The 13,182-nt window shown below is 70.5% G+C and carries 12 protein-coding genes; 9 read left to right on the top strand and 3 right to left on the bottom strand.

All coding sequences use genetic code 11. From position 1 onward, the window contains the following. The 9 genes from JHD21_RS15120 to JHD21_RS15160 all read left to right on the top strand — a co-directional run. Positions 1–2,086 (top strand): NADH-quinone oxidoreductase subunit G (locus JHD21_RS15120; RefSeq protein ID WP_292676877.1); only part of this gene is annotated, 2,086 nt, incomplete at its 5' end. Next, positions 2,083–3,375 (top strand): NADH-quinone oxidoreductase subunit NuoH, encoded by a 1,293-nt coding sequence (gene nuoH, locus JHD21_RS15125; protein ID WP_292676879.1) that lies wholly within the window; start codon positions 2,083–2,085, stop codon positions 3,373–3,375. The genes JHD21_RS15120 and nuoH, both read left to right, overlap by 4 nt. Beyond that, positions 3,375–3,932, top strand: coding sequence for an NADH-quinone oxidoreductase subunit NuoI (gene nuoI, locus JHD21_RS15130; RefSeq protein WP_292676881.1), 558 nt, complete (start codon positions 3,375–3,377; stop codon positions 3,930–3,932). Before nuoH ends, nuoI begins: the two co-directional genes overlap by 1 nt. Continuing rightward, positions 3,929–4,696: an NADH-quinone oxidoreductase subunit J gene (locus JHD21_RS15135; RefSeq protein WP_292676883.1), complete on the top strand. Its 768-nt coding sequence runs from the start codon at positions 3,929–3,931 to the stop codon at positions 4,694–4,696. Before nuoI ends, JHD21_RS15135 begins: the two co-directional genes overlap by 4 nt. Then, entirely contained in the window at positions 4,693–4,986 is a 294-nt protein-coding gene (gene nuoK, locus JHD21_RS15140) for an NADH-quinone oxidoreductase subunit NuoK (RefSeq protein WP_292676885.1), read from the top strand. Before JHD21_RS15135 ends, nuoK begins: the two co-directional genes overlap by 4 nt. A gap of 13 nt (positions 4,987–4,999) precedes the next feature. Continuing rightward, on the top strand, positions 5,000–6,937 hold the full coding sequence (gene nuoL, locus JHD21_RS15145) for an NADH-quinone oxidoreductase subunit L (RefSeq protein ID WP_292676887.1): 1,938 nt from the start codon (positions 5,000–5,002) through the stop codon (positions 6,935–6,937). Then, on the top strand, positions 6,934–8,478 hold the full coding sequence (locus tag JHD21_RS15150; protein ID WP_292676889.1) for an NADH-quinone oxidoreductase subunit M: 1,545 nt from the start codon (positions 6,934–6,936) through the stop codon (positions 8,476–8,478). Before nuoL ends, JHD21_RS15150 begins: the two co-directional genes overlap by 4 nt. Next, positions 8,478–10,151: an NADH-quinone oxidoreductase subunit NuoN gene (nuoN, locus tag JHD21_RS15155; protein ID WP_292676891.1), complete on the top strand. Its 1,674-nt coding sequence runs from the start codon at positions 8,478–8,480 to the stop codon at positions 10,149–10,151. The genes JHD21_RS15150 and nuoN overlap by 1 nt, the downstream gene beginning before the upstream one ends. Further along, positions 10,148–11,146 carry a polyprenyl synthetase family protein gene (locus JHD21_RS15160; protein WP_292676893.1) on the top strand — a complete coding sequence of 333 codons (999 nt, stop codon included), beginning with the start codon at positions 10,148–10,150 and terminating at the stop codon, positions 11,144–11,146. The genes nuoN and JHD21_RS15160 overlap by 4 nt, the downstream gene beginning before the upstream one ends. A 20-nt stretch (positions 11,147–11,166) precedes the next feature. Here the strand turns inward: JHD21_RS15160 and JHD21_RS15165 are convergent, their stop codons facing one another. From JHD21_RS15165 to JHD21_RS15175, 3 genes are all read right to left on the bottom strand, one after another. Then, positions 11,167–11,799 carry a hypothetical protein gene (locus JHD21_RS15165; RefSeq protein WP_292676895.1) on the bottom strand — a complete coding sequence of 211 codons (633 nt, stop codon included), beginning with the start codon at positions 11,797–11,799 and terminating at the stop codon, positions 11,167–11,169. A gap of 6 nt (positions 11,800–11,805) precedes the next feature. Continuing rightward, positions 11,806–12,267 (bottom strand): hypothetical protein, encoded by a 462-nt coding sequence (locus JHD21_RS15170; protein WP_292676897.1) that lies wholly within the window; start codon positions 12,265–12,267, stop codon positions 11,806–11,808. Positions 12,268–12,273: 6 nt separating this feature from the next. Continuing rightward, positions 12,274–13,182: hypothetical protein (locus tag JHD21_RS15175; protein ID WP_292676899.1), on the bottom strand; the 909-nt coding region annotated here is incomplete at its 5' end.

Genomic DNA, 13,182 nt, shown 5'->3' on the forward strand with positions numbered 1-13,182 from the left:
CAACCACCCGCTGGACTGCCCGGTCTGCGACAAGGGCGGCGAGTGCCCGCTGCAGAACCAGGCGATGTCCAACGGCCGCGGCGAGTCCCGCTTCTACGAGTCCGGCGGCATCAAGCGGACGTTCCCCAAGCCGATCGCGATCTCCCCGCAGATCCTGCTGGACCGGGAGCGCTGCATCGTGTGCCAGCGCTGCACCCGGTTCACCGACGAGATCCCGGGCGACCCGTTCATCGAGATGGTCGAGCGCGGTGCGCAGCAGCAGGTCGGGATCGCCGAGAACGCGCCGTTCCTGTCCTACTTCTCTGGCAACGTCATCCAGATCTGCCCGGTCGGTGCGCTCACCTCGGCCGAGTACCGGTTCCGGTCCCGCCCGTTCGACCTCGTGTCCAGCCCCGCGGTGGCCGAGCACGACGCGTGCGGCGCGGCGATCCGGGTCGACCACCGGCGCGGCAAGGTCATGCGCCGCCTCGCGGGCAACGACCCCGAGGTCAACGAGGAGTGGATCACCGACAAGGACCGGTTCGCGTTCCACTACGCCGACGCCGGTGACCGGATCACCTACCCGCAGGTCCGTGACCGTGTTGAAGACGGAGGAGACGGTTCTCTCCGGCCCGCGTCGTGGCCCGAGGCGTTCGCGGTGGCGGCGCGCGGCCTGCGCGACGCCGGCCGGGTGGGCGTCCTGCCCGGTGGCCGGCTGACCGTCGAGGAGGCCTACGCCTACAGCCGGTTCGCCCGTGCAGTGCTCGGCACCAACGACATCGACTTCCGGGCCCGGCCGCACTCCGACGAGGAGGCGGCGTTCCTCGCCTCGACCGTCGCGGCCACCGGCCCCGCCGGCGGAGCGGTGACCTACGCCGACCTGGAGTCCGCGGCCACCGTGGTCCTCGTCGGGCTCGAGCCCGAGGACGAGGCCGGCACGATCTTCCTGCGCCTGCGCAAGGCGGCCCTGCGCACGCCGGGAACCCGGGTGGTCGCGCTGGCGCCGTACACCACCCGCGGCCTGCGCAAGATGCACGGCCAGCTCGTCCAGGTCGTCCCGGGCGAGGAGGCCGCGGCCATCGAGGCCCTCGGCACCCAGAGCGACTACGGCATCGACGCGACCGCGGTCGTCCTGCTCGGTGAGCGGCTGGCCACCTCGCCCGGTGCCTACGCCGCCGCCGTCGCCCTCGCCGCCCGGACGGGCGCCCGGCTGGCCTGGGTCCCGCGCCGGGCCGGCGACCGTGGCGCGGTGGAGGCCGGCTGCCTGCCCGGCCTCCTGCCCGGGGGTCGCCCGCTGACGGACGCCGGAGCCCGGGTCGACGTCGCCACCGCGTGGGGTGTCGACAGCCTGCCGGAGACACCCGGACGCGACGCCGACGCCATCGTGGCCGCGGCCGCCGCCGGGGACCTCGGCGGCCTGGTCGTCGGAGGCGTCGACCCCGACGACACCGCCGACCCGCAGGCCTTCCGCGCCGCGCTCGCCGCCGCGTCGTTCGTGGTCTCACTGGAGCTGCGGGAGACCGACGTGACCCGCGCGGCCGACGTCGTGTTCCCGGTCGCTCCGGTCACCGACAAGGCCGGCACGTTCGTCACGTGGGAGGGCCGGCCGCGTCCGTTCGACGTGGTGCTCACCAAGCCCTCGTCGCTGCCCGACCTGCGCGTCCTCGCCGGCATCGCCGAGGAGCTCGGCACGTCGCTCGGGTTCCGGACGGTCCCGGATGCGCGCGCCCAGATGGAGGACCTCGGTCCGTGGGACGGCGAGCGGGCGGAGTTCGGCGGGTTCGAGGCCCGCACCTCGCACAGCGGCGACGGTCTCGTGCTGTCCACCTGGAAGCAGCTGGTCGACAACGGCTCCATGCAGGACGGCGACGATAACCTCGCCGCCACGGCCCGGCCGGCCGTCGCCCGGGTCAGCCAGTCGGTCTTCGACGCCACCGGCCCGGAGGTGACCCTGACCGGCGACCGGGGATCGGTCACCGTGCCGGCCGAGGTCGCGGACATCCCGGACGACGTCGTGTGGCTCCCGGCCAACTCGGCGGGCTACGGCGTGCTGGCCGACCTGGCGTCACCCGCTAGCCGCGTGAGCGTGGAGGAGGCTCGGGCATGACCAACGTGAACCCCCAGCTCACGAGCATGGCGCTGGACGCGTTCGGCCAGGACCCGTGGTGGCTGATCCTGGTCAAGACGCTGCTGATCTTCGTGATCCTCGTCCTGCTGACGCTGTTCAACATCTGGTGGGAGCGCCGGGTCGTGGCGCGGATGCAGCACCGGATCGGACCCAACGTCAACGGCCCGTTCGGCCTGCTCCAGTCCCTCGCCGACGGCGTCAAGCTGGCGCTCAAGGAGGACCTGATCCCCAAGGCCGCCGACAAGGTGGTCTTCCTGATCGCACCGGTCATCTCCGTGGTGGCGGCGTTCGTGACGTTCTCGGTCATCCCGTTCGGGCCCGTGGTCGACGTGCCGTTCACCGACCGCGAGACCCCGCTCCAGCTCACCGACATGCCGGTGGCGGTGCTCTTCGTGCTCGCCATCGCCTCGGTCGGCATCTACGGCATCGTGCTCGGCGGCTGGGCGAGCGGTTCGACCTACTCCCTGCTGGGCGGCCTCCGCTCGAGCGCGCAGATGATCTCCTACGAGGTCGCGATGGGCCTGGCGCTGGTCGCGGTCTTCCTCTACGCCGGCTCGATGTCGACCTCGGAGATCGTGGCTGCCCAGGACGACCTGTGGTTCGGGCTGATCCTCGCGCCGTCGTTCGTCATCTACATGATCGCGATGGTCGGCGAGACCAACCGCGCGCCGTTCGACCTCCCCGAGGCCGAGGGCGAGCTGGTCGGCGGCTTCCACACCGAGTACAGCTCGCTGAAGTTCGCGCTGTTCTTCCTCGCCGAGTACATCAACATGGCCACCGTCTCGGCGCTCGCCACGACGCTGTTCCTCGGGGGCTGGCACGCGCCGTTCTGGATCGACGAGCTCTACTCCGGGTTCAACGAGGGCTACTGGCCGGTGCTGTGGTTCTTCGGCAAGGTCCTCTTCTTCGTCTTCCTGTTCATCTGGCTGCGTGGGTCGCTGCCCCGGCTGCGCTACGACCAGTTCATGGCGCTGGGGTGGAAGTACCTCATCCCGATCTCGCTCGGCTGGATCATCGCGGTGGGCACGATCCGCGCGATCTCGCTCGAGGGCGGGGTCGACCGGCAGTACCTCCTGATCGGCATCGGCGTGGTCGCCGTGGCGTTCCTGGCGCTCTTCTTCTTCGGCGAGCCGGTCGAGGAGGACGTCGCGGAGCTCGAGGACCGGCCCGCCGGCTTCCCGGTCCCGCCGATGCCCGCCGGCGGTGCCGTCCGCGGCTCCGCGGCCCCGCTGACCTTCGACGACAACAGAGTTGAGGCAGATCGCTGATGCCCACCCTCAAGGAACAGTTCTGGGACCCGGTCGCCGGGTTCGGCGTGACCTTCCGGACCATGTTCAAGAAGGTCGTGACCGAGCAGTACCCCTTCGAGAAGCTCCCGACGGCGCCGCGCTTCCACGGCCGGCACCAGCTGAACCGCTGGCCCGACGGCCTGGAGAAGTGCATCGGCTGCGAGCTCTGCGCCTGGGCCTGCCCGGCCGACGCGATCTACGTCGAGGGTGCGTCCAACACCGAGGACGAGCGGTTCAGCCCGGGTGAGCGCTACGGCCGCGTCTACCAGATCAACTACCTGCGCTGCATCCTGTGCGGCCTGTGCATCGAGGCGTGCCCGACCCGCGCGCTGACGATGACCAACGAGTACGAGCTGGCCGACGACAACCGCGCCGACCTGATCTACGACAAGAGCGACCTGCTCGCGCCGCTCCTGCCCGGCATGGAGCAGCCGCCGCACCCGATGCGGCTGGGTCCCGACGACACGTCGTACTACCGCGGCGCCTTCAACGCCGGCACCACCGGCACCACCGGCGAGCAGGAGGGTGACGAGTGATCGCGTTCTGGGTCCTGGCGCCGATCATGGTGGTCGCCGCCCTCGGCATCCTGTTCGTGCGCAAGGCCGTGCACGCCGCACTGCTGCTCGCGGTCGTCATGGTGAGCCTCGCGGTGCTCTACCTCGCTCTCGAGGCGCCGTTCCTGTTCGCGGTGCAGATCATCGTCTACACCGGCGCCATCCTGATGCTGTTCCTCTTCGTGCTGATGCTGGTCGGCGTCGACGCCTCCGACTCGCTGGTCGAGACGATCCGCGGGCAGCGGGTGCTCGCCGCTCTCGGCGGCCTGGTGCTCGGCCTCGTCCTGGTCATCGGGGTCGCCCAGATGAGCCTCGGCGCGGTGACGGGTCTCGAGGTGGCCAACCAGGACGGCAACATCGAGGGCCTGGCCAACATCCTGTTCTCCCGCTACGTGTTCGCCTTCGAGGTCACCTCGGCGCTGCTGATCACGGCGGCGATGGGCGCGATGGTGCTGGCCCACCGCGAGCGGCTCACGCCCAAGCCCACGCAGGCCACCATCGCGGCGGACAAGGTCAAGGCGTACGCCGAGCGCGGCCAGCACCTCGGTCCGCTGCCCCCACCGGGAGTGTTCGCCCGGCACAACGCGGTCGACACCCCGGCGCTGCTGCCGGACGGGACCCCGGCCGAGGTCTCGGTCTCCCGGGTCCTCGCGGCACGAGGCGTGGTGCGGCAGCCGCCGCGGGACGTGGAGGAGCACGAGCGCCAGCAGCGGGAGCAGCAGCTCGAGCGGGGTGACGAGCGGTGACCGAGTACATCGTCCTCTCCGCGATCCTGTTCACGATCGGCGCCGTCGGCGTGCTGACCCGGCGCAACGCCCTCGTGGTGTTCATGTGCGTCGAGCTCATGCTCAACGCCTGCAACCTCGCGCTCGTCACCTTCGCCAAGCAGCACGGCAACCTCGACGGCCAGATCGCTGCGTTCTTCGTGATGGTGGTGGCCGCGGCCGAGGTCGTCGTCGGGCTCGCGATCATCATGACCATCTTCCGGACGCGCCGGTCGGCCTCGGTCGACGACGCCAGCCTGCTGAAGTACTGAGGACGCTGCTTTGATGCTCTCCCTGTCCGAAGAGATCCCGCTGGTCGAGCCGACCGGTGCGGACGGCGCCTTCTCGCTGCTCTGGCTGGTCATCGCGCTGCCGCTGGCCGGCGCCGCGATCCTCCTGATCGGCGGCGCGCTGTTCCCCCAGGCCCTCAAGGTCTGGGGACACGTGCTCGGCACCCTGCTGCCGATCGGGTCGTTCGTGATCAGCCTCGTGCTGTTCGTCCAGCTCATGGGCCGCGAGGAGGGCGACCGGCAGGTCGTCCAGCACCTCTACGACTTCATCCAGGTCGGCGACCTCGACGTCGGGATGGACCTGCTCTACGACCCGCTGACCTCGCTGTTCCTGCTGCTGATCACGGGCGTGGGCTCGCTGATCCACGTCTACTCCATCGGCTACATGGAGCACGACGAGCGCCGGCCGCGGTTCTTCGGCTACCTCAACCTGTTCGTCGCGGCGATGCTGCTGCTGGTCATGTCCGAGAACTACCTCGGGCTGTTCATCGGCTGGGAGGGCGTCGGCCTGGCGTCGTACCTGCTGATCGGCTTCTGGCAGCACAAGCACTCGGCGGCGGCCGCTGCGAAGAAGGCATTCGTGATCAACCGGGTCGGGGACATGGGCCTCTCGACCGCGATCATGCTGGCGTTCGTCACGTTCGGCTCCACGAGCTTCACGGTGATCAGCGCCTCGGCGGGTGCGGCCGAGCAGCACGTGATGACGGCGTTCGGGCTGCTCCTGCTGCTGGGCGCGTGCGGCAAGTCGGCCCAGGTGCCGCTCCAGGCCTGGCTGCTCGACGCGATGGAGGGGCCGACCCCCGTCTCGGCCCTGATCCACGCCGCGACGATGGTCACCGCCGGCGTCTACCTCATCGTGCGCTCCAACTTCATCTTCGAGCTGACCGACACCGCGCAGACCGTGGTGGTCATCGTGGCCACGGTGACCCTGCTGTGGGGCGCGATCATCGGGTGCGCCAAGGACGACATCAAGAAGGCGCTCGCCGGGTCGACGATGAGCCAGATCGGCTACATGATGCTCGGCGCCGGGCTCGGGACCGCGGGCTACGCCTTCGCGATCTTCCACCTGCTCACGCACGGCTTCTTCAAGGCCAACATGTTCCTGGGCGCCGGCTCGGTCATGCACGGCATGAACGACGACGTCGACATGCGGCACTACGGCGCCCTGCGCAAGATGCTGCCCGTCACCTTCTTCACCTTCGCGATCGGCTACCTCGCGATCATCGGCGTCCCGCCGTTCTCGGGCTTCTGGTCCAAGGACAAGATCATCGAGACGGCCCTGGTCGAGAACCCGGTCGTCGGGATCTGCGCCCTGCTCGGCGCGGGCATCACCGGCTTCTACATGACCCGGCTGATGCTGATGACCTTCTTCACCAAGGAGCGCTGGGAGAAGGGCGTGCACCCGCACGAGTCGCCCAAGCTGATGACGATCCCCCTGATGGTGCTCGCGGCCCTGTCGGCGCTCGGGGGCTTCCTGCTCGCCGGCGACTGGATCGTGGGCTGGTTGGAGCCGGTCGTCGGACATGCGGAGCACCACGAGCCGCCGCTCCCGGTCATCGTCATCACGCTGATCACGATCGGCGTGGTCGCGATCGGGGTCGCCGCCGCGTTCGTGCTGGTCGGGCAGCGTGAGGTGCCGCGCGAGGCACCCCAGGACGTCTCCTTCGCCACCCGAGCCGCCCGGGCGGACCTCTACGGCGACGCCATCAACGACGGACTCGTGGTCGGGCCCTCGCGGCAGCTCACCTCCGGGCTGGTCACCTTCGACCGCAGCGTCGTGGACGGGCTCTTCTCCGGCGGCGCCACCGTGGTGGCCGGAGTCGGCATCCTGCTCAGGCGGGTGCAGAACGGCTTCGTCCGCTCCTACGCGGTCTCGATCCTCGCCGGCGTCCTGCTGGTCGTCCTGGCCCTCCTGGCGGTGAACCTCGCATGAGCGACCTCCCTCTGCTCACGATCCTGATCCTGGTGCCGCTCGTCGGCGCCCTGGCGGTCGCGTTCCTGCCGGGAGCCGGCGACCAGCCCAAGCGGCTCGGCCTGCTGTTCTCCGTGCTCACCTTGGCCGTCGGGGTCGTCCTCGCGGCGTCGTACGACGTGGGCGACGGCGGCCTGCAGCTGACCGAGACCCACGAGTGGATCTCCGCGTTCGGCGTGCACTACGCGCTGGGCGTCGACGGCCTCGGCCTGCTGATGATCCTGCTGACCGTGGCGCTGGTGCCGATCGTGCTCCTCGCCGCGTGGAACGACGACGAGCAGTCCGAGGGCTCGGGCGCCCGGCGGTTCGTGGCCTGGACGCTGGCGCTCGAGGCGCTGTCGCTGACCGTCTTCGCGGCGACCGACGTGTTCCTCTTCTACGTCGTCTTCGAGGCGACGCTGGTGCCTGCCTACTTCCTGGTCGGCGGGTTCGGTCGCGAGAAGCGCTCGGCCGCGGCGCTGAAGTTCCTCATGTTCCAGCTCGGCGGCGGGCTGGTGCTGCTCGGCTCGGTGATCGGGCTCTACGTCGTCTCCGCCCAGCAGGGGTCGCCGTCCTACCTCTACACCGACCTCCAGCAGCTCGACATCTCCACCGAGGCCGGTCGCTGGCTGTTCGCCGGGTTCTTCATCGCCTTCGCGGTCAAGGCGCCGCTGTTCCCGCTGCACACGTGGCTGGCCGACACGACCGAGCAGGCGACGCCGCCGACCAGCGTGCTGCTGGTCTGCGTGCTCGACAAGATCGGCACCTTCGGGATGCTGCGCTTCTGCCTCGGGCTGTTCCCGGAGGCGTCCGAGTGGGCGACTCCGCTGGTCGTGGTGCTGGCGCTCATCTCGATCGTCTACGGGGCCTTCGTCGCGATCGGGCAGGACGACATCCTGCGGCTGATCGGGCTCACCTCGCTGAGCCACTTCGGGTTCATCACGCTGGGGATCTTCGTGTTCACCGCCCAGGGAGCCACGGGCTCGATCCTCTACATGGTCAACCACGGGATCGCCACGGCCGCGCTCTTCCTGCTCGCCGGCTTCCTCATCCGGCGGCGCGGAACGACCCTGATCAGCCAGATGGGTGGCCTGGAGAAGAAGACGCCGGTGCTCGCCGGGCTGTTCCTGGTCGCCGGGCTCGCCACGGTCGGGCTGCCCGGCCTGAGCCAGTTCGTCTCGGAGATCCTGGTGCTGATCTCGGCCTTCGACTACCGCTGGTACGTCGGCGCGGTGGCCGTCACCGGCATCGTGCTGTCCGCGGTCTACATGCTCTGGGCCTACCAGCGGATGATGACCGGTCCGGACAACCCCGCGGGCGACACCAGCGACCTCAACCGGCGCGAGGTGCTGGTGCTGACCCCGCTGATGGTCGGCCTGGTCCTCTTCGGCTTCTACCCAGCGCCGCTGCTCGACGTCAGCAACCCCACCGTCTACACGCTGCTCGACGGCACCGGCGTGCCCGACGACGGGCCGGACGTGCCGATCGGGACCACCGGCGGTCACGAGGAGAGTGAGGACTGATGGAGTTCGACAAGCCGGTCCTCGCCTACGCCGAGCTGTGGCCGATGCTCGTCGTCTTCGGCGTCGCGGTCGCCGGGGTGCTCGTCGAGGCGTTCCTGGCCAGGGAGCACCGCTTCCGCGCGCAGGTCGCCCTGACCCTGCTCGGTCTCGTCGTCGCGCTCGGTGGGTCGATCTACGTCGCCTCCGAGCTGGACACGCTGCGCGGCGGTGACAGCGACGAGGTCGTCGCCCGGGGCACCATCACCGCCGGCGGCACGCTGGTGGTCGACGGCCCGACGGTCGCGCTCTGGATCATGACCCTGGTCTTCGCCATCGGCGGCCTCCTCCTCTTCGCCGAGCGGCGTCTCGAGGGTGGCCTCTCGGCGTTCGCCGGCCAGGCAGCGGCACTGCCCGGCACGGAGGCGGAGCGCGAGGCCTCGACCAAGGGTCTCGACCACACCGAGGTCTACCCGCTCGCGATGTTCGCGGTCGGCGGGATGCTGCTGTTCCCGGCCGCCAACGACCTGCTCACCATGTTCGTGGCTCTCGAGGTGCTCTCGCTGCCGCTCTACCTGCTGTGCGGCCTGGCCCGACGGCGCCGCCTGCTCAGCCAGGAGGCCGCCCTCAAGTACTTCATGCTGGGTGCCTTCTCCTCCGGCTTCTTCCTCTACGGGGTCGCGCTGATCTACGGCTTCGCCGGCACGATGAACCTGGCAGGGATCAACGAGGCGGTCCGCAACGACAGCTCCAACCAGGCGCTGCTGCTGATCGGGATGGGCATGCTCGCGGTCGGCCTGCTGTTCAAGGTCGGCGCCGTGCCGTTCCAGTCCTGGACCCCCGACGTCTACCAGGGCGCGCCCACCGCGGTCACCGGCTTCATGGCCGCCTGCACCAAGGTGGCGGCGTTCGGCGCCCTGCTGCGGCTGTTCTACGTCGCCTTCGGCGCCGACCGCTGGAGCTGGCAGCCGATGCTGTGGATCGTCGCGATCCTGACCATGGTCGTCGGCGCGATCGTCGCCTGCACGCAGACCGACGTGAAGCGGCTGCTCGCCTACTCCTCGATCGCCCACACCGGCTTCCTGCTCACCGGAGTGCTCGGGGTGCAGGCCGCCACCTCGCTGGGCGAGAACGAGATCACCTCGCTCCAGGCGGTGCTGTTCTACCTGGCGACGTACGGCCCGGCGACGATCGGGGCGTTCGCCATCGTGACCGTGGTGCGGGACGCCGGTGGTGAGGCGACGTCGTTCGAGAAGTGGACGGGCCTCGGCAAGCGGGCACCGCTGGTCGCCGGGGTCTTCGGCTTCTTCCTGCTCTCGATGGCCGGGATCCCGCTCACCGGCGGCTTCATGGGCAAGTGGGCGGTCTTCACCGTCGCGCTGTCGGCCGGCGCCTGGCCGGTCGTCCTGGTGGCGATCCTCTCCAGCATCATCTCCGTCTTCTTCTACGTCCGGCTCATCCTGCTGCTGTTCTTCCGCGGCGAGATGCCGGAGGAGAAGGAGATGGCCGCGGCCGACGCCGAGGACGCCGGCGGGGGCGTGGCCACCGCGACCCGGACCGAGCTCGCGACCGTGACGACGCCGTCACTGGCCACCACCGGGGTCATCGCCGTGACCGCGGCGCTGACCCTGCTGCTCGGGGTCATGCCAGGGCCGGTTCTCGATCTGTTGGCGGATGCCGGACAATTCATCAGGTGACGAGCGACGGCCTTGCTCTCCCGGTCACCGACCGGGACCTCGACGCGCGGCTGCGGGAGCGGCTGGAGCAGGTGGAGAAGGCGCTCTACGGGCACGTCCAGAGCCGGTTCCCGTTCGTCACCGAGGCTGCCTCGCACCTGCTGGACGCCGGCGGCAAGCGGTTCCGGCCGCTGCTCGTGCTGCTGGCCGCCGAGGCCGGTGACCACCCCGACTCCGACGACGTGGTGACCGCTGCGTGCGTCGTGGAGATCACCCACGTCGGCTCGCTCTACCACGACGACGTGATGGACGAGGCCGACCTGCGGCGCGGCTCGTCGTCGGCCAACGCCCGCTGGGACAACCTGGTCGCGATCCTCACCGGCGACTTCCTGTTCGCGAAGTCGTCGGAGCTGACCGCGCAGCTCGGTGCCGACGCGGTGCGGATCCAGGCGGAGACCTTCACCCGCCTCGTCGAGGGCCAGATCCTCGAGACCGTGCCCCCGACCGCCGACGAGGACCCGCTCGCGCACTACCTGGCCGTGGTGGCGGGCAAGACCGGCTCGCTCATCGCGACCTCGGCGCGCTACGGCGCCCGCTTCGGTGGCGCCTCGCCCGAGATCGAGGAGGCCCTGGCGGCGTACGGCGAGATCGTCGGCTCCGCCTTCCAGCTCTCCGACGACATCCTCGACATCGCCTCGGACTCGGTCGAGTCCGGCAAGACGCCGGGGACCGACCTCCGCGAGGGGGTGCCGACGCTCCCGGTGATCATGGCCCGGGCCTCGGCCGACCCGGCGGACGCCCGGCTCCTCGAGCTGCTCTCCCGCCCGCTCACCGAGGACGCCGACGTGACGGAGGCACTGGGCCTGCTCCGCGTCCACCCGGCGATGGGCCAGGCGCGCGCCTACGTCCTCGACCGGGCGACCGAGGCCAAGGCCCTCTTGACGGCGCTGCCGGACGGACCCGTGCGCTCCGCGCTCGAGGCGTTCGCGGACGTCGTCGCGGTGCGCTCGGCCTAGACGTCGGAGCCGGCCCGCGGCTACAGCGTCAGCTCGTAGGCAGGTCCCACCGGGGTCCAGTCCTGGGGCAGCCGGTCGTAGTAGGGCGCCAGCATCGCCGGCGGGGTCACCACCTTCCGGAAGCCCCGGTCCCGCAGCCGGGTCGCCTGCCGCCAGACGAACTCGCCCGGGGAGAAGTCCCGGTAGCGCAGCGTGACGTAGTCAAGGAGCACGTGGGCCACCTCGCCCTCGGCCCTGATCACGACCACGCCCACGGTCTCGTCGGCGCTCAGCACCAGGAACGCGAGGTCGCCCGCCCCCAGCCCGTCGGCCGCGAACCCAGGCTGGTAGCGCTCGATGTCGGCCTCGTGCACCTGGAGGAAGTGGCGCAGGTAGGCGTCGTCCGGGCCGACCTCGATCACGTGGTAGCCCGTCTCCGCGTGCCGGTCACGGAGCATCCTGGCGATGAAGACGACGTTGATCGCGCTGACCGCGGCGTTCATCCCGACCATCGGCCACACGGCCAGGAGCGCGTTGTAGACCACGAGGATCACCGACGCAGCAAGGTTGAGGAGCCGGAACCGCAGCACCCGGGTCTGCAGCAGCGAGACGATCAGGAGCGCGCTCCCGATCCAGCCGAACAGGTCGAGCCAGTACTCGCCGAGCCAGGTCACGAGGGCCTACACCGCCGGGCTCGTGACCGGCGACGGGGTCGTGCCGGGCTCGGTCGCGAGGATGCGGCTCCCCGACCGGGTCCGGGACCGGCCGCGACCGGGGAGCCACCTCACGGCGGGGGCAGTGCTGGCGTTCGAGCCGTAGACGAGCAGGGCGAGGAAGACGCCGTAGACCGGCAGGTGGCCGACCATCTCGGTCTGGCCGAAGATCAGCAGGGTGGCGTTGAAGGGCACCATCGCCACCAGGACGGCGACCTGGGGGAAGGCGCCGGAGATGACCAGGAGACCGAAGAGCAGCTCGACCGCTCCCGCGATGACGACGAACGTCTCGGGTGCCACGTCGATCCCGACCAGGCCGAAGACGTCGAGCTGCGGGTACTCCTCCAGGGTGTGCAGCAGCGAGACGATCAGGAGCGCGCTCCCGATCCAGCCGAACAGGTCGAGCCAGTACTCGCCGAGCCAGGTCACGAGGGCCTACACCGCCGGGCTCGTGACCGGCGACGGGGTCGTGCCGGGCTCGGTCGCGAGGATGCGGCTCCCCGACCGGGTCCGGGACCGGCCGCGACCGGGGAGCCACCTCACGGCGGGGGCAGTGCTGGCGTTCGAGCCGTAGACGAGCAGGGCGAGGAAGACGCCGTAGACCGGCAGGTGGCCGACCATCTCGGTCTGGCCGAAGATCAGCAGGGTGGCGTTGAAGGGCACCATCGCCACCAGGACGGCGACCTGGGGGAAGGCGCCGGAGATGACCAGGAGACCGAAGAGCAGCTCGACCGCTCCCGCGATGACGACGAACGTCTCGGGTGCCACGTCGATCCCGACCAGGCCGAAGACGTCGAGCTGCGGGTACTCCTCCAGGGTGTGCAGCGCCATGACCGGGTTGGTCAGCTTCTCGCTGAAGGCGAGCACCACCAGCGCGATTCCGACTCCGACCCGGAGGAGCACCAGGGCGAGCCGCAGCTGCTCGGGCGTCGCGCGGACGGCACCGTGGGCGTCACCCGACGGGGGCAGCACCACCAGGAACGCGGCGACGGCGGCCAGGTTGGCGCACTCACCGAGCGCCGTCGGGCCGGCGACGAACGCCAGCGCCGGGCCCAGGCCGAGAACCAGGGCGGCGGCCGCGCGGACGCGGAAGCCGGACACCAGCCACACCCCGAGTGCGCCCTCGACGAGGAGCAGGGCGCTTCCGCCGGGGCCCTCCAGGTGGTCGTTGGACGGGGTGATGAAGGACCCGGTCGCGGCCAGCGCGAGCAGCGCCACGCCGAGGTGGATCGCCAGGAGCCGCGGCACCCACGGCACCAGCCGGCCGAGCCTGCTCAGCTGCGGCAGCTCGGGACGGTCGACCCGGAGGGCGACCTGCCGCCAGATCACGCTCACGACGACGAC

The organism is Nocardioides sp. (genome assembly GCF_016462705.1).
Classification (GTDB): domain Bacteria; phylum Actinomycetota; class Actinomycetes; order Propionibacteriales; family Nocardioidaceae; genus Nocardioides.